Origin of the sequence: Lacrimispora sp. 38-1 (assembly GCF_049890855.1) — a bacterium.
Lineage (GTDB): Bacteria > Bacillota > Clostridia > Lachnospirales > Lachnospiraceae > Lacrimispora.
Map to the genome: position 1 here is coordinate 239,155 of NZ_JBANEW010000058.1, position 19,544 is coordinate 258,698.

The following is a 19,544-nucleotide window of genomic DNA, read 5'->3' on the forward strand; positions in this document are numbered from 1 at the left end:
AATCATTGAAGGGAGAACATTCATGTCCTTTTCAGGAGTTTAAATTAAAGGAAACCACACATCTGGTATCCAGGGCAATGGAGAAAATCGGAAGCCAGAAGCTGACAAAGCCCAATCTGGTATGGCTGGAGCTGGATGGATGCACAGGAAATACGATTTCCCTCCTTGACGGTCAGAATCCGGATTTCCAGTATCTTATGACACAGATGACAAACTTTATTTACAGCAACAGTTTGATTGCATCTGAGGGCGCAGAAGCGATGGATCAGCTGTTCGATATGATTGGGAATGAGTACATACTTGCAGTAGAGGGAGCTGTTTCCAGGAAGGACAATGGGCTGTATCATATTATTGGACGTCATGAGGGGAAAGAAGTGACAGGTCTGGAAGCTGCAATCAGGCTGGGGGAACATGCCTCCCATATCATTGCAGTTGGAGACTGTGCATCTTATGGCGGGGTATCGGCAGCAAGACCGAATCCGGCAGACTGCACTGGAATTTCAGATGTTGTGGACCGGAAAGTGATTAAACTGACGGGATGTCCCTGCCATCCGGACTGGCTAATGGGAACAGTGGCATATTTAATTCTTTACGGGGAACCGCCTCTGGACGATATGGACCGGCCTTTGATGTTCTATGGCATAACAATTCATGACCGCTGTCCCAGAAGATCTTATTTTGACGAGGGCATTTTTGCGACAAAGCTGGGAGAAGAGACTTGTATGTTCATGCTGGGATGCAGGGGACCAGTGACCCAGACGGACTGCCCGATTCGCCAATGGAACGGGCACGTAAACTGGCCGGTAGGAGATGACACTCCCTGCATCGGATGTGCTCAGTTTGGATTTCCGGATGCCATGGAGCCCTTCATCACCTATGATACCATGAGGGAGGAATAATATGGCGGAGACAATTATTATCAATCCGGTTACCAGAATCAACGGTTTTATGGAAATAGAAGCAGTGGTGGGAAATAATGCCGTGACAGATGCAAGGACAAAAGGACTGATGTTTCGCGGATTTGAAAAGATGCTGACTGGCAGAAGTCCATTGGATGCAGTGTATTTTACACAGCGTATCTGTGGAATCTGCTCCACAGCCCATTCTATGGCTTCCTCTTTAGCCCTGGAAGATGCCCTTGGGATTGTTCCGTCAGAGCAGGGCAGGTATGTAAGGGATCTGCTTCATGCCTGTGAATTTCTGCAGAATCATCTAAGGCATCTTTACCAGTATACTCTTCCGGACTATGTGAAACTGCCGGAGGGTTATCCTCTCTTTAAAACAGATCACTACGATTACAGGCTGCCCAAAGAGGTTAATACACGCCTGGTAAATGATTATTTTGAATCCCTGGAATACAGCAGGAATGCCCATAAAATGTTAGCCATTCTGGGAGGAAAGGCACCTCACAATCATGGAGTATTTATAGGCGGAATCACATCACCTGTTACAGTTGATATGATTATTGCCATTAAATCAATTTTATTCGGGATTGAACAGTTTATAACGGAAAAAATGCTGCCGGATGTGTATGAAATTGCTGCTTATTATCCGGAATATTATCATTTTGGAGGCGGCTATCGTAATCTTTTAACCTACGGCTGCTTTGATCATTATAAAGAGCTTGGGACTTTATATGTTGACCCATATGTTTATACAAATGAACAGTATTCCCATTTCGATCCGGCACTTATTGCCCAGTCAGACGAATATGCGTGGTTTAATGAAGCGGATGAACCGGACAGGAATAAGCCGGACGCCTATTCCTGGATCAGAGCCCCCAGATACAACGGGATGCCTTTTGAAGTGGGACCGTTAGCAAGACAATGGCTCTCTGGAGAGTACAGACATGGGATATCTGTTATGGACAGAACCATTGCCAGGGTTCTGGAAGCAAAGAAAATCACACAGATCATGAATACTCTTTTGGAAAATCTCATTCCCGATGTGCCGATGCAGCAGGAGTATACAGTACCGGAACATGCTTATGGAACTGGTCTGATTGATACAACCCGCGGAGCACTTGGCCACTGGCTGACAATTGAAGAGAAGAAAATCCTGTTCTACCAGATTATTACTCCTTCCGCCTGGAACCTATCCACTCAGACAGGACAAAGAATGGGAACAGCAGAACAGGCACTTATGGGTGCCCCGGTGAAAGAAGAGAGTATGCCGGTGGAAATAGGGAGAATCATAAGATCCTTTGATCCCTGCGTTTCCTGTGCCACTCACGTATTGGTTCCGGGAAAATGGGATAAAATTATTCAGGTTGTTTAAACACCTGAGTACTTTCTGCTTTTATTGCGTCTAACAGCGCTTTTTTCTGGTCATTTGGGCAGTGAAGCAGGCGGACTGACTGCATAAGTACCTGATTATGAATGATGGCTGCCCTTCTGCCAAGTTCTTTTTTATCTTCCTCAGTCTGGGGATTATATACGATCATATTCATAGAGAATGCCTTACAATTCAGGGTTTATATATTTGTATGTTATTCTGCGTGTCCGGTATGTTTGAGGACTCGCTTTCCATGAGAAAACAAGGAGGATTTGTGTGGTGGAAGACAGAAATCAACCATTTGCCATATATTCCAGAAAATCCAAATTTACCGGGAAAGGGGAAAGCATCGGTAATCAGATTGAGCTTTGCAGACAATATATTACGGCTCATTACGGGGAAGGCATAGCGGACAGTGCCATGGTTTTTGAAGATGAGGGCTTTTCCGGAGGAAATTTAGAGCGCCCCCAGTTTAAACAAATGATGAAAGAGGCGAAGAAAAAGAACATCTCAGCCATTGTATGCTATCGCCTTGACCGGATCAGCCGCAATATCGGGGATTTTGCAAACCTGATTGGAGAATTGAATGATCTGGATATTTCATTTATTTCAATTAAAGAGCAGTTTGATACATCTTCGCCCATGGGAAGGGCCATGATGTATATCGCTTCTGTATTTTCCCAGCTGGAGAGGGAAACCATTGCAGAACGGATCCGGGATAATATGCATGAGCTCTCGAAAAGCGGAAGGTGGCTTGGAGGAAACACCCCTACCGGTTACCAGTCTGAACGGGTGACATCAGTTACCATTGACGGAAAGCAGAAAAAGGCATATAAGCTGAAACGGATTCCGGAAGAGGCGAAGCTGGTAAAACGAATATATGAGAAGTTTCTGGAGACCGGTTCCCTCACACAGACAGAGACTTATCTCATACAGAATGGATACAAAACAAAACAGGGACGGATATTCAGCCGTTTTGCAATTAAGGGAATTCTTATGAATCCGGTATATATGATTGCAGATCAGGAAGCTTATGAATATCTGAAGGAGAAAAAGGTGGAGCTTTTTGCAGACCGGTCTGATTTTAAGGGCTTCCATGGTGTCATCGCATATAACCGGACCTTACAAAAGCAGGGCAGAGCCCATGAGATGAAGGATATGGAAGAATGGATTGTGGCAATCGGTAAACATGAGGGACTGATCCCGGGGGCGCAGTGGGTCAGCGTCCAGCGTCAGCTGGAACGGAATAAATCAAAAAATTACCGCAGGCCCAGAAGTAATGTGGCACTTCTTTCCGGCATTCTTATCTGCGGAGCATGCCATGATTATATGCGCCCCAAGCTTTCAGGCAGGTATAATGACAGGGGAGAACAGATCTATTCCTACCTCTGTTCCATGAAAGAAAAAAGCCGCATGAAATGCTGTACAATGAAGAACGCAAATGGAAATCTGCTGGACAGCATGGTAATTGAAGAATTAAAAAAAATATCGGAAGATAAAAAGGAATTTGTGAAACAAATGGAGGAGGGCAGAAAACAGCTTCAGGAAGAAAAACAGGATTATGAGATGGATTTAAGCCGTTTGGAAGAAGAGCTTTTACAGACAGGAAAAGAGATTGAAGGTCTTGTTGCCTCTTTAAAGAATGCCGGAGGAACGGCGGCGGGGGATTATATTGTCAGACAGATCGATGAACTGCATAAAAAGAAAGAGCAAATTCTTTTTCAGATAGGAACATGTAAGGAAACCGCCATGGGTAAAGAACTGACTGCTCTGGAATTTGACCTGCAAAAAGAAATGCTTTCCACTTTTGAAAAGACTGTGGATCGAATGGATGTAGAACAGAAACGTGCGGCCATACGGATATTAGTGAAACAGGTTGTCTGGGATGGAGAAAACGTTCATCTTTATCTTTTCGGTTCCAGGGAGCCGTCCTGTGACTCTAGCAAATGAGATCCTAATGCTCCTTCGTGCTAATAAAAAATATTCAAAAGAGGTTTCTTTATATGAACCCATCGGTGTAGACAAGGATGGAGAAACAGTGAGTCTTCTTGATGTGATCGAAATGGAGAATAAGGAAACGTTGGAGACAATCATACTAAAGCAGGATATCAAGGAACTTTATGAAGTTTTTGATTCCTGTTTAAAGGACAATGAAAAGACGATCATCGGCATGCGCTATGGACTTCATGGAGGCAGGGAATACACACAGAGGGAGATTGCAGATCTCATGGGAATTTCGAGATCCTACTCTGCTGTCATAATAGGGATAAAAAACAGGCTTTAAAATTTTGGTACAATGGGGATATAAGATTATGTCGAAAAAAAATATATTTTGTAAATATTTGTAAAATTACGCATAATACAATGTATTGTCAAATAAAAGTAGAAAAAACTTGCTTATTGGCTCTGTACATGTTACTATAATCCTGTAAATATTAACTAATTAATTGTGATTTTCAGCTCATAAGGGGGAATTTGTATGAAGCGAAAAGCAAGATTTTTACTGACTTCCGTGTTGGTCCTGACAATTGGAGTACTAAAATTTACTAATGTTTACGCCCAGGATCAGGCAGCAGATATGAAAGCGGCTGCTTATGCGGGAAATGTGTACCTGACCTTTGATGACGGTCCCAACAATGCTACTTCACAGACACTGATATCCAATTTAAAAAATGCAGGATGTTACCGCGCAACCTTATTTGTCTGGGGCAACAGGATTGCCGGCAACCAGACTGCATGGAATGCCTATTTAAACTCAGGATTCAGTCTTCAGAATCACAGCTGGACCCACTCTTACATGAGCAACTGGAGCTATCAGCAGGTTTACAATGATTTCCAGCAATGCAGCCAGGTGATTCAAAATGCTGGCAAGCCCAGACCCACCAAGGTGAGGCTGCCTTATCTTTACAGCAATAATACAATTACTCAGGCATGCTCAGCACTGGGTCTGTCCATTGTTACCCCCACTGTCTATACCAGCGACTGGGAAGGAGCAAGTACAGAGACAATTATCAATTCCTGTAACAACCTGCAGGCTGGAGGAAATCCGCTCATGCATGATTCTTATCAGAATACTCTAAGAGCTGTACCCACCATAGTAAATAACTTAAAGAATCGTGGTTTTGGCTTTGCACAGTATTAATTCGTACATAACTCATATACGCTGCCTTTTTTTATGGGCAGCGTTTTTATTCACTGGATGAAAAGGGGAAGAACATGATTAAAAAGCTTTGGTTGCCTTTCCTGCTTGCAATTTCTTTTGTTATTGCAGCTATTATTTTCTTCAAAGGAGAAAATTCCAGCACCTGGAAGCAGGTTAATGGCCCATATGGAGGATATATTCATTGTATGGCAGTGGAAGATCAAAAGGTTTTTGCAGGTACTCAGGGAAATGGCGTATTTTTTTCCTCGGACCATGGAAAAAACTGGAAGCCGGTTAATTCGGGTTTAACAAACAGCAGTATCTATTCTCTGGCAGTCAGCAAAACGAATATTTTTGCGGGAACAAACGGGGGTATTTTTGTCTCACCTGTAGAAAAGATCAGCTGGAGGCCCATAGATCCCAAATGGGAGGATATTATGGTATTCTCTCTCGCGGCAGATAAAGAGTACCTTTATGCAGGCACCAGCAAAGGCATCTTTTACTCAGCAGACAACGGTTTAAACTGGAATGAAGCCAGTCAGGGATTAACTTCAGGCGATGTGAAAGCAGTTGTGGTAAATGGTACAGATATATTTGCAGGAACGGAGGACAGGGGTATCTTTCGTTCCCCGGATCATGGTGTTAACTGGTATGAGGTTAATACTGGTATGACCTCACTGCAGGTCAATTCCCTTGCAGTAAGTGAATCGGTAATTTATGCAGGCACAGCAGGCAAAGGAGTATTTGTTTCAACAGATAAAGGGGAAAGCTGGCAGGCACTGAACCAGGGGCTGGACAGTAAAAACGTCAATTCCATTACTGTGAGAAAAAACAGTGTTTTTGCCGGTACTGAGGAGGGGATATTTCTCTTTGAAGGAACAGGATGGAAAGCGGCCAATAAAGGATTGGAAAATCCTTATGTATATTCCCTGATTGCAGATGATTCGGGCATTTATGCAGGTACTGACGGCGGCGGTGTATTTTTCTCAGCTGACAATGGGACAAGCTGGAATAAAACAAATCAGGGATTAATTAATACCCATATCAGTTCATTTACTGTCTGTGATTCTGATATTTTTGCGGGAACCAGCGGGGCAGGGGTGTTTATCTCCGGAGATGGCGGTATGAACTGGAAGGAAGCCGGACCAGGATTAACAAATCCCTTTGTATTTACTCTTACTGTAAATGATTCCGGCATTTATGCGGGAACCAATGGAGGAGGAATTTATAAATCTACGGATCATGGCAATACATGGCAGGCAGTCAATGCAGGGCTGACCAATCCATTTGTTTATTGTCTTGCAGTCAATGGAACAGACATTTATGCCGGGACATTCGGAGGGGGTATATTTTGTTCCAATGATAATGGAAACAGCTGGATAAGCATAAATCAGGATTTGAAAAATTACTATATCAGTTCCTTTGTTGTAAGCGGTTCGGACATTTATGCGGGAACATTTGGAGGAGGAGTATACCGCTCCTCCAATCACGGGAAGAATTGGGAGGAGGTGAACAGCGGATTGACCAACGGCCAGATTTTTTCACTGACTGGCACTGATTCATTTATTTTAGCGGCGACACCCGGCGACGGAGTTTTCATGTCTGCGGACAGAGGAGCCAGCTGGAAGCCAGTCAATTCCGGTCTGGCGAGCGGAAATATTAATTCACTTGCTGTTAGAAAATCAACAGTTTTTGCCGGGACCTACGGAGGCGGTATGTTTCAGTCTCTTGATAAGGGAAAGAACTGGAATGAATTTAACTCTGGTCTGGAATCAATTGATGTGTATTCAATCTTAATCGGTGATAAGCGGATATTTGCAGGGACAAGCGGCAGAGGGATCTGGGTTAGGGCTGGTAAATAAGAGGATATTGGCTACGATAAAAATACTGAGGAGTTGCGAAAGAAAAGGGGTTGAGTGGTATGGTTAAAGTTGCCATCTGCGATGATGATATCAGGTTTACAGGTGAATTTGAAAATATAATTTTTCAAATGTCCAAGAAACAGAATGTCTCAGTCGATATCGATGTTTTTTTTGATGGAAGAGATTTGGTGAGAAATATATGCGAAGAAAAGATAAAGTACGATCTCATATTCCTGGATATTGAAATGAAGAGTATGGATGGCATTACAGTGGCTAGAAAGATTAGGGAAGCTGATGAGATAGTTCTGATTATTTATGTTACCAGTCATACCTCTTATGCGATTGAGGCTTATGATGTACAACCTTTTCAATTTTTAGTAAAACCAATAGAACGAGAGATATTACAAAGATACTTTATTAAGGCATATGACAAAATAATTTCTGGAGACAGCTATTTTCGATACAAATATGGAAAAGACACTTATCAGATTTTAGTAAAAGATATTTTATATTTTCAAAGTAAGAGGCGTGTGGTCTTCATACACAGATTAGATGGAAGCGTAGTTAAATATTATGAAAAACTGAATGAACTTGAAACAAAATTTAAGATGTCAAAAATTGAATTTTGGCGTATACATCAATCTTACCTGGTAAATGCAATGTATGTTGTGCGAAAATCTTTTGAACAAATTGAATTAATTGATGGAAAAGTATTATTTGTAAGTGAAGACAGAAGAAAAGAAGTAGCTGAACTTTATTGGAATCAAATAGAGGGGGACATAATTGAATAATTATTTTATGGGCATGGTCATTCATGCAGTTATGGCAGCATTAATGGCAGCAATGTCTTTATGGATTTTAAAAGAATATTTTCAAATTTTTTTTGAGAAAAGTGTAAACCGGGTATATGATTATGCTTTATGGAGCATTTATTTTATCTGGCAGATAAGTGCAATAATGCAATTGATAGATTTACCGGTATATCTGAAGATAGCAGTAAATGTATTTTTGATTTTTTTCATTAGTCTTTTATATAAGGGAAATGTATCTGGAAAGATTATATTTACCATATTATATAACTCCTTATGGATGATGATGGAATTTTTAGTTGGTTATATATTCATAATTCTGGGTGTATATGATCATGCGTTGGAATTACTGGGGTCATTATTATCAAAAATTTTACTATTAATACTTGTTAAGGCATTGCAAAAATTTTTTGGTAATGATAGCGTGCAAGGAATCGCAATGAAATATATTATAGCTTTTATGCTCATTTTAAATGGAAGTATGTATGTAGTATATGATTCTTTTATGATGAGGAGCAATTTATCTGGTCATAAAAATATCTTTAATTCTTTTTTATCATTACTCATCATGTTTACCATTAATATTTTGATGTTTAATTTATATTTACGCTTATCTGAAAATCTTGAATTAAAAAGAAAAAATCTGGTATTTGAGCAAGCAATCAATTTATATGATATGTATATAAAAGAAAAAGAAAATAGCGTAAAAGAGTTTAGACGCACAAAGCATGATTTGAAGAATCGGTTAATCTATTTAAAAAAACTTTCGGAAGAAGAAAAATATGATGAATTAGACACCTTTTTAGATAATATCATTATGGATAAACCCTTTCAAAATCTACTAATCGCAAATACGAATAATTCTGTTATTGATGCTCTGGTAAACTATAAATATGCATTAGCCAAAAATAATGATATAGAATTTATTACAAAATTAGACGTACCAACCTCATTGCCATTTGACAGCTCAGATTTATGTGTTATTCTTGGAAACGCTTTAGATAATGCGATAGAGGCTAATATCCGGCTAAAAAGCAGCCAGCGGTATATAAAGCTTTTAATGAGGATTGATTTTAGAAATTTGATAATATTAATAGAGAATTCTTTTGATGGAAATATCAGGAAAAACAAGCAGGGAAAAATTTTGACATTAAAAGATGATATGGAGAACCACGGTATTGGTATAGATTCCATTCGAAAAGCTGCTGAAAAATATCATGGTTATGTAACCACAGAGTGTGATAATAATATTTTTAGACTGAAAATTGTTTTATACTCATAAGAAAAAGTTACATCTAATGCCTTAAAAATTACATCATTATTAAAATGACATCTAAAAAGTTTATAATTAAAAAAAATATTAGGAGGTTATATAGGCATGAAAAAAATTAAAGATTGTATCTTGAGTAACTCAAAAGTGATCAGTGTAATCAGTTGTTTTGCATCCAGTTTTTCCGTTATGGCAGCAAATACTCTATGTTGTGCTATTTATCATCAGCCTGAAAAACCGGACATGAAGAAATTTAGAAAATTCTGATGGAGAGACTTGCTAAGAAAGCCGCTTACTATCTCCTTTTCCATGGAAGAATTAAAAAAGAGGATTACCATATTTATAAATATGGAATACAAACGGGTATAGAAATGCTCTTGTGCTTATTTATAAGTTCCATTATAGCCGTATATTTAAAGTCATTTACTGAATTTTGTATTTTTATAGCGGTGTTTTTTTCTTTAAGATCTTACGTAGGCGGATTACATTTTAAACGTTATACCTGGTGTTGTATTTGTTCTTGTCTGGTGATCAGCAGTGTATTGGTTTTATCCAGATATATTAATCCAGCCGGATATTTTTCTATTTCAATTACTATAGGAATCGTGTGGACAATCTATAAATTGGCACCTGCTACAGCTGAAAGGCAGATACAGGATGAAGCAGAGGCTGTTTATTTCTCACATCAGAGAAGAAAGATTTTATCGTACATTGTAGTTTTTGATATGATTTTCTGGTTTTTTAATTTTACGAGATTTATGTCATTAATTATGTATATTATGATTGTAATTTTAAGTTCCATGCTTATGGAACTGTCACGAAGAGATATTAGAGAAAATATATCAAAAATTTAGAGTATGAAAAAGCAGCCAGCTCAGGCTGCTTTTTCAATGAGTTAAAATAAAAAAAAGTTACATTGATAATGGATAAAATTACATGATAAAGCACACAGCAGCATGATTTGATAGAATACCTACAGGAGAGGAAAAAACAAAAAGGTATTATAAAATATCTCTCTTAAAATGCAACTAGGCAAAGAAAGGAGATTTTATGGAGAACTTAATAGTACCTATCAATAATGAAGAGAAAACAGAAAAAAAAGATGAGTATTTTGGCTGCGGAGCAGTTGATACTTGTGACACATGTCAGAGTATCTGTTCCTGGGGAGTACGCTAATAAGTGTATTCTTACATAAGTCCTACTGTATTATTGTAATTCAACAGGATCATGTTGATTCAAAAAGTAAAATCGTAACATATTGTTGAACTTTATTGAAGCCTAGTTGCATTTTTTTCTAAATTAAGGAGATGACGAAAGTGGTTATTGGTGAAAATATATCTTCTGATAATTGTATTTTAAAATTTCAAGATTATGAAGATAATTTATATCTGTATGACAGCAAATCCAACTGTATATTTAAATATTCAGATATTGTAGAAGATATTCTGACAAGTAATATCGTCAGAGAAAAAGATCTCGTTTCAGAGCAACTGAGAAAAAAATATCCTGCAGCTGATATTGACAAACAGATGGAAGCTTATTCTAAATTATTGCCCAATAGAAAAAGCAGAGAGAATTCGAATCGTGCTGTATTTGATTCTTTATGGCTGAATGTGTCTCATAAATGTAATTTGCGATGTGTCTATTGCTATGGAGGCGATGGTACGTACGGAACTCATAAACCATTAATGTCAATTGATGATGCTAAACAAACAATTGATTACTGGTATCAGCGGCTGGATAAGAGTGCAGAGGAAGCAACAATAACCTTTTTTGGGGGAGAGCCCACCATAAATAAAACGGTTATTGCCTTTTCATTGGGGTATTTAAATGATTTACTGTATGGGAAAATACCAGTTAAATATAAAATAACCACAAATGGCACCATAATGGATGAAGAATTACTTAAGCTTTTAAAAAATAATAATTTCAGTATTACAGTCAGCATTGATGGAGACGAAGAGAATCACAATAAAAACAGGCCATTCAGCAATGGGGATGGAAGCTTTAGAAAAGCAATTGATACCATACTGCTCATGCAGGAAAATAATATATATAATATAACGGCCAGATTGACAATTGTTCATAAAAATGCAAGGCATTTAGAAGATAATGTTAAAATGTTATGGGGGTTAGGAATAAAATCAATTGCGCTAAATATGGTAGCTTCTTTGGAAGATGAATACAAAATCACGAATGATGATATAAAGTGTTTACGTGATCAGATCCATAATCTTGCGTTAGAGATGTACAATCATAAAAATATAAGTATATATAATTTTAAACTATATGGATATCTGCTGTATAACAGAATGAATAATAACTGTTTATTCTATTCTGACAAAAATCTGCTGGTAGAGACAAATGGTGATGTTTACAGATGTCACAGATTGGTGGGAAATCATGAGTTTGTTATCGGCAACATATATGAAAACAGTGATTTTTTAAAAGAAAAATATTCAACAGAAGCAAATAATGAAAAGTGCCGCAGCTGTTGGGCTAATAAATTATGCACGTCATGTCCTCAAATAAATTATTTATATAATAATAATTTAGATGAGCCTTATGATGTTTATTGTGATTTTAATAAATTACTGATAGAAGAAGGAATTAAACTATATACAACGGTTCAAACTCAAAAAAAGGAGTAATCGCATGTTTAAAGTTATAGATGTTAAAAATAATAAATATATTTTTCTGCCGAACACTCTTAATATTTATAGATACAATGAAGAGATTATGACTGTTTACGAAAAAATAGAACGCAGTGAATCTAAGGAAAACAGTGATTACAAAATTATAAAGGAATTAATGGATAATGAAGAAAGAAGCAGAGAATATAATCTTCAGACTAAATTAAACTATTATGATGCAGATACAATAGAGATTGCAGGTTGTGATATAAATTTATTATACGAATGTAACCTCAGATGTAAGTATTGTTTTGTCAATGATAACCATGATAATAAAGGCGGCGTTTTATCAAAAGAAAATGCGGAAAAAATACTGGATTTTATATTTAAACACCTCTCTCATAAAGATTATCTCATAATAACACTTATGGGCGGAGAACCTCTTATGAATATGGAGACATTTAAATATATTTTGGAATATGGCAGCTATTTAGGTAAAATTCATAACAAAAAGGTGGAATTCATTACAACTACCAACGCTGTTTTGCTTGATGATGAGAGAATTGCCATTTTGGAGAAATACAATGTCGGATTTATCATGAGTCTGGATAGTCATATTAAGGAAGTCAATGATTATTTACGTTCAGATAATAAAAACAGCATCAGCGTATATGAAAAAGTGCATGACGTTATTGAAAAAGTAAAAAATAAAATTGATCTACATATTAATGTTACAATAACACCATTAAATTTGAACATATTTGACACAGCAAAATATTTATACGAAAAAGGTGTTAAAAACATACACTTTTATTTGTGTGATTCAGATAGACAGGAAATGCAATTTAGAAAAGAACATATTAATATATTAAAATGTGAATATGAAAAAATATGTGATTATATTTTAAAGAAGATGGAAGAAGGACTAATTATTACCTGTCAGCCGCTGACTGATAACATGAAAAAACTTCATTTAAAACAACCGGTTTTTTTTCCCTGCAGCACATTAAAGAACCGGGCAGCATTTGACAGCGATGGAAATATGTATCCCTGTATTGTACTAATGGAAAGTAATACATCGTTTGGAAATATTAATAATCGAATTGAAGCAGATAAATTATTATATTTGAAAAAAACAATGCTTGCTGAAAAAGACTGTGATTCATGCTGGGCCAGATATTTATGTGGAGGAGAGTGTTTAAGCAGTAAATTATGGGATAATTTGGAGCAGAAAAAGTTACGCTGCAGTTTAAAACGTCATATATTTGCTCTGCGAATTTATATGTATGATTATATTATTACCCATAAGGCAAAATACATTTTCTAAAGCGTTGTCTGATTGCAGGACACTTAAGCTCATAATGAAATGGAGGCAATATGAAACAGCTAAATGATAAGATCAGTCCATTCTTAACGTTTAAAGCAGAAGATCAGGATTTTGTGTTCGATGGGGGAAGTGGATTGATATATAAAGTGGATCCCTTAGTAAACGATCTTCTTTCGTTATCGCCAATGTACAATCTGAGAAATCATGATGATAATGATGAGATATTCCGGATTTTAGAAAAGAAATATAATTTGGATGAAATAAAAAATGCTGTAAAAACCATGAGGGATAGCTTTGAGAAAGGATTTTTGACTGAAACAGAAAAGGTATATGACTATTTTGAAAAAGAATATTTATTTGAGGGGAAAGAATCCTTTAAAGGTAATTTATGGCTTAGTGTTACACATAATTGTAATTTAAATTGTAAATACTGCTTTGAGCAAAGTGACAGATACTTAAGTGAAGAGCAGATGAGTGTTGAAACAGCAAAAAAATGTATCGACTACTGGTATGAGCGGATAAACAGGGAGCAGAGTATATATGATATAGTCTTTTTTGGCGGAGAACCATTGTTGAATCAGGAAGTGATAATCTTTTCTGTAAATTACATAAACCATCTGTTAAAAAATCTAAAAGGTATTGCCCGCTATAGTATAACAACAAACGGCACAATACTAAATGATAAGATATTGGAGCTATTTAAAGACAATATTTTTCATGTAAATGTAAGTATTGACGGTTTGAAGAAAATTCATGAAAGTAATAGAGGTTATAAATCTGGAGGAGCTACTTATGATGTAATTATAAAACATTTGAATCAGTTGAACAAAGTCGTCACCAGGTTGTCTGCTTATGTGTGCCTGACGTCCCAAAGTATACGTTATTTCCAACAATCAGTTACCTGGCTGTGGAGTATGGGAATAAAAAATGTATATGGGAATTTAGTTTTTGGAGAGAATTATACATATAACTTTGATGATTATATGGAATTAAAAAAACAGATAAGTGAATTGGCTGATATTAGTTATCAAAATATCGTAAATAATGACCCATATGTATATTCTCCGTTTATTGAAATAATTAAAACGATTGATAGAAAAGATTTTACGAGTAATTGTTATTTTTGGCAAAATGGAATATTTATTTTTTCTCCGTCAGGAGACGCATATAGATGCCATAGGTTTATAGGGGATGAGAGACACAAATTAGGAAATATAGAAAATGACAGTCTGGATATACTTTCGAAGAAACTTAAGAAAGAAAAAGTTGATAAATGTACCGAATGCTGGTATCAGTTATACTGCGGAGATGGCTGCCCTTATGAGCATGATGTTTATAACGGTGATATTAATATTCCATCAGAACAGTTATGCGTAAAAAGCAAAATTACTTTCCAGGAAGGTCTCAGGCTGTATGCCAGACTGCAAATTAAATATCCACAAAAGCTGAAATCTTTGTCAGGAGGGAGATAATTTGAATATCAATTATGAAACTATATTCCCGTTTTCTATGAACCAGGACTGTTTTTTATATAATGGGGAAAGTGGAATGATTTATCCTTCTATTGAACCTATAAATTGTGAGCTGCTTCGGATGTCTGCTTCAGGAGTAAAAGTGTATGAAGCCAGTGAGGAATTAAACGACTACTTAAATATAATTTCGGATAACCGCTCTCATGAGAAAACAAGAATAAGAAATCACACAAAAATAACGGAAGAACAATGGAAACAGGGTAATGTTGTACATAAATTATGGTTATCACTAACTGAATCGTGCAATATGAAGTGTAAATACTGTTTTGGGGAATACGGAGAAAGAGAAACCAGTAATTTTATGTCAGTAGATATGGCCCGGAAATGCATTGATTATTTTTTTAAATACGCAAATAAGGACATAGACTATTATAGTGTCCGGTTTTTTGGCGGAGAACCATTATTAAACAGTAAGGTAGTGAAGTTTTCTATTGAATATATAAATAAAAAGGCAAAAGAGAGAAATAAAAGAATTAGCTATCTGCTGACTACGAATGGAACAATAATGGATGATGAAATTATGGAAATGATTATCGCAAACAATATCAGTATAAATATCAGTATAGACGGTAATAGAGATATTCATAATTTCTGCCGGGTTTTTAAGAATGGAGAAGGGTCATTTGAGAAAGTAGCAGAATGTGTTAATAAATTCAGGGGCAATGGTTATAAAAATATTATTGCAAGGATGACATTAAGTAAACCTGGAGTGGCTACATTTAAAAAAGATGTGGAATATCTATGGAACATTGGTTTCGACCAGGTATATGTGGATATAGCTGAGACAAATAGAACGGATTTACTTATTGACGCGGATGACATGAAGAAAATTTCATTACAGATGGGTGAAATTTTAAATCTTATGATGGTTCAATATTTAGAAGGTAACTTTAAGTCCCTAAGAAACATTACGGACGTGTACTGTTTTATTGATAAGAAACTATTGAAAGAATCCTGTATGTATTTTAATCCATTTACAATTCAATTCACGCCAAGTGGAGACATTTATAAATGCTGCAGGACCTTAAACAAGGCTGACAAATATTCTGGAAATATAAATGAAGGGGTAAGCTGGAAGGATTTTTACAGATCATTTCATTATGATCAATCCTGCAATGAATGCTGGGCAAAAAGATTATGCGGCGGTGGCTGTAAATCAATAGATCATAAAGATTTATACTGTGAATTTGCAAAAATTATTTATAGTAATAGTTTAAAATATTATATTTTTGTAAAAAGAAATATGGATAAGATACGGAAACAAACTTTTTTAGAGGAGGGATTGGAATGAAATTGAATCAATATTATATGTTGGGATTAATTTATACCTATAAGTGTAATGCAGAGTGTGATATATGTATTTTTTCATGTTCGCCGAAGCGGGAAGAAAAAATGAGCCTGGATACAGCTAAAAAACTGATAAAAGAAGCAAAAGATGCAGGTATAAAATTAATTGGAATATCTGGTGGTGAGCCATTTGTTTACTATGACGAGTTGCTGGAATTATCAAACTATGTAAGAAAACAGCAGCTGGCATTAACCATAACAACAAACTGCTACTGGGCCGATACATATGAACATGCAGTTGAAAAATTAGAGCAGCTGAAAGAAAATGGAGCGGAACATATTAAAATAAGTGCGGATGATTTTCATGGAAAATATGTTTCCTACAAAAACATTGTTAATGTTTTAAGAGCCGGAAGAACTGTAAATGTCAGGGTTGTGCTTGGCTGTACAGTTACAAAAAACAGCAGTAGGTTAAAGGGGCTTCTTGAGCATATAGAAAATGAAGCTTTTGGAAATATTTTAACGGAGATAAGCTGTTACCCTATAGGCAGAGCAAAAGAAAAATTCAACAGGAATGATTTTATATATACAAATGATATCAATAAATTTTGCAGAGAACAGGGGATGCTGTCAGTGACTCCAACCGGAGAGGTATATCCGTGCGGAAATATTTGTTCCTTTGTTCCCAGTCGTTGTGTTGGATCAATTTATGAGCAATCTCTGGCAGAGCTGATAGAAAAAGCTGAGACGAATGGACACACGGAATACATTGCGAATAATGGAATAAAGCCGTATTTTGACTATATTAGCAAAAACGATGTTCCAATGAATTTGACGCATGAATATACAGACACATGTCACGCATGTTACGATCTGTTTTTAAATAATGACATAAAATATTTAGATGAGATCCTGGACAAGTTAAACTGCTAAGCTGTTTGTAGGTGATATTATTGAACGAAATAATTAAATTGTTAACTATATTAAACAGGGATAGTTGTATTACCTATCAATATTTTATTAAGAAACAGGTTACTTGTTTTTTGACCATGTTAGTGTTTATAATCTCATCAGTTGTTTTCCCTGGATTTGTAGGGATAATAGTTGATGAGATTAATAATGGAATAAACTATAAATCGATATTATTAAAGTGTTGCTATATGCTGCTATTTGGAATAATTGTAGTAATATCAAATTATTTTCAGAAAGCAGCATTTTATTCATTGGGTAAAAATATAGGCAGGGGATTAAAGGAGATAGCCTATAATAAAGTACTGAAAAGTAATTGCACCTTTTGGAATAAGCAAAATGTAGGTGAGATTGTAACAATTATAGAGAAAGATATTGAATCAATAGAAATTTTTCTGTCAAATATAATATTGGGAATTTTAACAAATTTATTGCTTATTTGTGGTTTGTTTATCTATATCAGTTATATTAATATTTATTTTGGGGTCCTGCTTCTTTTGCTTGCTGTTATTTTCTGCTGTCTCTATCATGCTGTTGGCAATAAAGCTAAAAGCAATCAAAAAGAGTTACGATGTCTGATGGGACAATTTTTATCTTTTATTAATGAGACATTAAATAATATAACGGGTATACAGATGACTGGATACGAAAATACTGTATTTGCAAATTTTAAGAAAAGAAATGAAGGAGTAATTTCGAAATTTATTGAACAAAACATGCTCTCCGCTTTAACTAATAGTATAGGTATTTTTTTTAATGTATTGTCAGTATTCGCAATACTGGTAATTGGAACAAAGCAGAATTTAGATGGAATAATAAGTATAGGAGATATATTCAATTTAGTCTTGTATACACAGAGGATTTATAGTCCAATCTTAACGTTAACTGCTGATTATCTGGAAGTAAAAAAGACAATGGTAGTTTTAAAAAAAGTTATTACCTTTTTAGAAAGTGATGATGTTATTTCTGATGGCAATTACACTGCTAATAATATGAATGGAGATATAGTATTTAATGATTTAAGTTTTAAGTATGATGGAAGAGAGTTAATTATAAATCAATTAAATTACTCAATTAATAAAGGTGATGTAGTAGGAGTCATCGGCAATAATGGCTGTGGCAAAACTACATTAATGAAACTAATGACAAAGGGTTGTAAAGCTTATAAAGGTAAAATTTTAATAGATGGAATTGAAATTGATGATTATAAGGTTGAAAGTTTAAGAAGAAATATAAGCTGTATGCCGCAAAGCTGTTATTTTTTAAGTGGTACCCTCAGATCGATTATTGATCCTGATCACCAATATGAAGATAGAAGAATACTTGAAATATGCAGGGATTTCACAATTGATCTTTTAAAATTTCCGGATGGTTTAGATACAATAATCGGAGAAAATAAAATGAATTTATCGGGAGGGGAAGCTCAAAAAATTTCATTTGTCAGGCTGATAATGGAAAATAAACCAATTAATATTATGGATGAACCTACATCTGAAATTGATATTAAATCTGAAGATCATATATGCCAGATTTTGCCCGGATATCTGGAAGGAAAGACAATAATAATAATTACTCACCGTCCAAGGATTCTGAAGATCTGTAATAAAATTTTAGAATTAAGAAAAGAGGTATTTTAATTAGATCATTCATTGCTATTCCATGAATGATCGCATATAATAGCAATGAATGGTAATAAGTGCTATCGGTAATTGTACAATATTTCAAAATATAAAATTGTTTGGAGAAAAATGAGTAAGATATTATTGCTTGAAGATGATTTGAGTTTAATTAACGGACTTTCCTATGCTTTAAAAAAGCAGGGGTATGATCTGGATATTGCGCGTTCGGTGAGAGAAGCCAATGCAGAGTGGGCAGATGGAAAATACGATTTATTAATTTTGGATGTATCTCTGCCTGATGGATCAGGGTTTGAATTTTGTGAAAAAGTGCGCCGGATATCCAAAGTACCTATTATATTTTTGACTGCTTTTGACGAGGAAACGGATATTGTCATGGGTCTTGATATGGGGGGTGATGATTATATTACCAAGCCCTTTAAACTTGGGGTGCTTATATCAAGAATCAATGCTTTGCTGCGAAGGGCAAAGCACTTTGAGACCACAGAAACAGAATTGGCTTCTAATGGTATACAGGTGTTGCTGCTGCAGGGACAGGCTTATAAGAGGCAAAAGCCATTGGATCTGACTGCAGTGGAATATCGGCTGCTCTGCCTTTTCATGCAAAATCCAAATCAAATTCTAACAAAAGATACGATTTTAGATAAACTGTGGGATAATGAGGGGGATTATATCGACGAAAACACATTGAACGTTTATATACGCAGGCTGCGGCTGAAAATTGAAGACGAACCTGGCAACCCGCAGATGGTGCTGACAATCAGACGTATGGGTTATAAATGGAATATAAATGATTGAGGTG

The 19,544-nt window shown here is 35.9% G+C and carries 18 protein-coding genes and 1 pseudogene; 18 read left to right on the top strand and 1 reads right to left on the bottom strand.

Features of this window, described 5'->3' with window-relative positions:
- The first annotated feature begins 5 nt into the window (after positions 1-5).
- Positions 6-899: a hydrogenase small subunit gene (locus V7D18_RS16745; protein ID WP_426155772.1), complete on the top strand. Its 894-nt coding sequence runs from the start codon at positions 6-8 to the stop codon at positions 897-899.
- A gap of 1 nt (position 900) precedes the next feature.
- Positions 901-2,277 carry a nickel-dependent hydrogenase large subunit gene (locus tag V7D18_RS16750; RefSeq protein ID WP_426155774.1) on the top strand — a complete coding sequence of 459 codons (1,377 nt, stop codon included), beginning with the start codon at positions 901-903 and terminating at the stop codon, positions 2,275-2,277.
- Here the strand turns inward: V7D18_RS16750 and V7D18_RS16755 are convergent.
- Complete coding sequence (locus V7D18_RS16755) at positions 2,261-2,449, bottom strand: hypothetical protein (protein ID WP_426155776.1); 189 nt, start codon at positions 2,447-2,449, stop codon at positions 2,261-2,263. The genes V7D18_RS16750 and V7D18_RS16755 overlap by 17 nt on opposite strands.
- 104 nt (positions 2,450-2,553) lie before the next feature.
- Between V7D18_RS16755 and V7D18_RS16760 the strand changes: the two genes are divergently transcribed.
- The 16 genes and pseudogenes from V7D18_RS16760 to V7D18_RS16835 all read left to right on the top strand — a co-directional run bounded on the left by V7D18_RS16760 (position 2,554) and on the right by V7D18_RS16835 (position 19,540).
- Positions 2,554-4,224, top strand: coding sequence for a recombinase family protein (locus tag V7D18_RS16760; RefSeq protein WP_426155777.1), 1,671 nt, complete (start codon positions 2,554-2,556; stop codon positions 4,222-4,224).
- Positions 4,196-4,558: pseudogene (locus V7D18_RS16765) on the top strand (sigma factor-like helix-turn-helix DNA-binding protein); the annotation flags it as partial. The gene V7D18_RS16760 and the pseudogene V7D18_RS16765, both read left to right, overlap by 29 nt.
- Positions 4,559-4,753: 195 nt before the next feature.
- On the top strand, positions 4,754-5,416 hold the full coding sequence (locus V7D18_RS16770; RefSeq protein ID WP_426155778.1) for a polysaccharide deacetylase family protein: 663 nt from the start codon (positions 4,754-4,756) through the stop codon (positions 5,414-5,416).
- 74 nt (positions 5,417-5,490) lie between these two features.
- Positions 5,491-7,278, top strand: coding sequence for a WD40/YVTN/BNR-like repeat-containing protein (locus V7D18_RS16775; RefSeq protein WP_426155780.1), 1,788 nt, complete (start codon positions 5,491-5,493; stop codon positions 7,276-7,278).
- 59 nt (positions 7,279-7,337) lie between these two features.
- Positions 7,338-8,069, top strand: coding sequence for a LytR/AlgR family response regulator transcription factor (locus V7D18_RS16780; RefSeq protein WP_426155781.1), 732 nt, complete (start codon positions 7,338-7,340; stop codon positions 8,067-8,069).
- Complete coding sequence (locus V7D18_RS16785) at positions 8,062-9,369, top strand: GHKL domain-containing protein (RefSeq protein ID WP_426155782.1); 1,308 nt, start codon at positions 8,062-8,064, stop codon at positions 9,367-9,369. The genes V7D18_RS16780 and V7D18_RS16785 overlap by 8 nt, the downstream gene beginning before the upstream one ends.
- Before the next feature lie 96 nt (positions 9,370-9,465).
- The gene (locus V7D18_RS16790; protein WP_426155784.1) at positions 9,466-9,624 is read left to right on the top strand and encodes a cyclic lactone autoinducer peptide; all 159 of its coding nucleotides are present in this window, start codon (positions 9,466-9,468) and stop codon (positions 9,622-9,624) included.
- A complete protein-coding gene (locus V7D18_RS16795; RefSeq protein WP_426155786.1) occupies positions 9,624-10,211 on the top strand; it encodes an accessory gene regulator ArgB-like protein in 588 nt (195 codons plus the stop codon). Before V7D18_RS16790 ends, V7D18_RS16795 begins: the two co-directional genes overlap by 1 nt.
- A gap of 196 nt (positions 10,212-10,407) precedes the next feature.
- Positions 10,408-10,533, top strand: coding sequence for a hypothetical protein (locus tag V7D18_RS16800; RefSeq protein ID WP_426155788.1), 126 nt, complete (start codon positions 10,408-10,410; stop codon positions 10,531-10,533).
- Positions 10,534-10,673: 140 nt separating this feature from the next.
- On the top strand, positions 10,674-12,008 hold the full coding sequence (locus V7D18_RS16805) for a radical SAM protein (RefSeq protein ID WP_426155790.1): 1,335 nt from the start codon (positions 10,674-10,676) through the stop codon (positions 12,006-12,008).
- A 4-nt stretch (positions 12,009-12,012) separates the two neighbouring features.
- On the top strand, positions 12,013-13,317 hold the full coding sequence (locus V7D18_RS16810) for a radical SAM protein (RefSeq protein ID WP_426155792.1): 1,305 nt from the start codon (positions 12,013-12,015) through the stop codon (positions 13,315-13,317).
- 50 nt (positions 13,318-13,367) lie between these two features.
- On the top strand, positions 13,368-14,789 hold the full coding sequence (locus V7D18_RS16815; protein WP_426155793.1) for a radical SAM protein: 1,422 nt from the start codon (positions 13,368-13,370) through the stop codon (positions 14,787-14,789).
- A gap of 1 nt (position 14,790) precedes the next feature.
- Positions 14,791-16,140, top strand: a complete 1,350-nt coding sequence (locus V7D18_RS16820; protein WP_426155795.1) for a radical SAM protein — start codon at positions 14,791-14,793, stop codon at positions 16,138-16,140.
- The gene (locus V7D18_RS16825; protein ID WP_426155796.1) at positions 16,137-17,069 is read left to right on the top strand and encodes a radical SAM protein; all 933 of its coding nucleotides are present in this window, start codon (positions 16,137-16,139) and stop codon (positions 17,067-17,069) included. The genes V7D18_RS16820 and V7D18_RS16825 overlap by 4 nt, the downstream gene beginning before the upstream one ends.
- A 20-nt stretch (positions 17,070-17,089) precedes the next feature.
- Positions 17,090-18,742 (top strand): ABC transporter ATP-binding protein, encoded by a 1,653-nt coding sequence (locus tag V7D18_RS16830; RefSeq protein ID WP_426155798.1) that lies wholly within the window; start codon positions 17,090-17,092, stop codon positions 18,740-18,742.
- 111 nt (positions 18,743-18,853) lie between these two features.
- Complete coding sequence (locus V7D18_RS16835) at positions 18,854-19,540, top strand: response regulator transcription factor (protein WP_426155800.1); 687 nt, start codon at positions 18,854-18,856, stop codon at positions 19,538-19,540.
- Positions 19,541-19,544 lie beyond the last annotated feature (4 nt).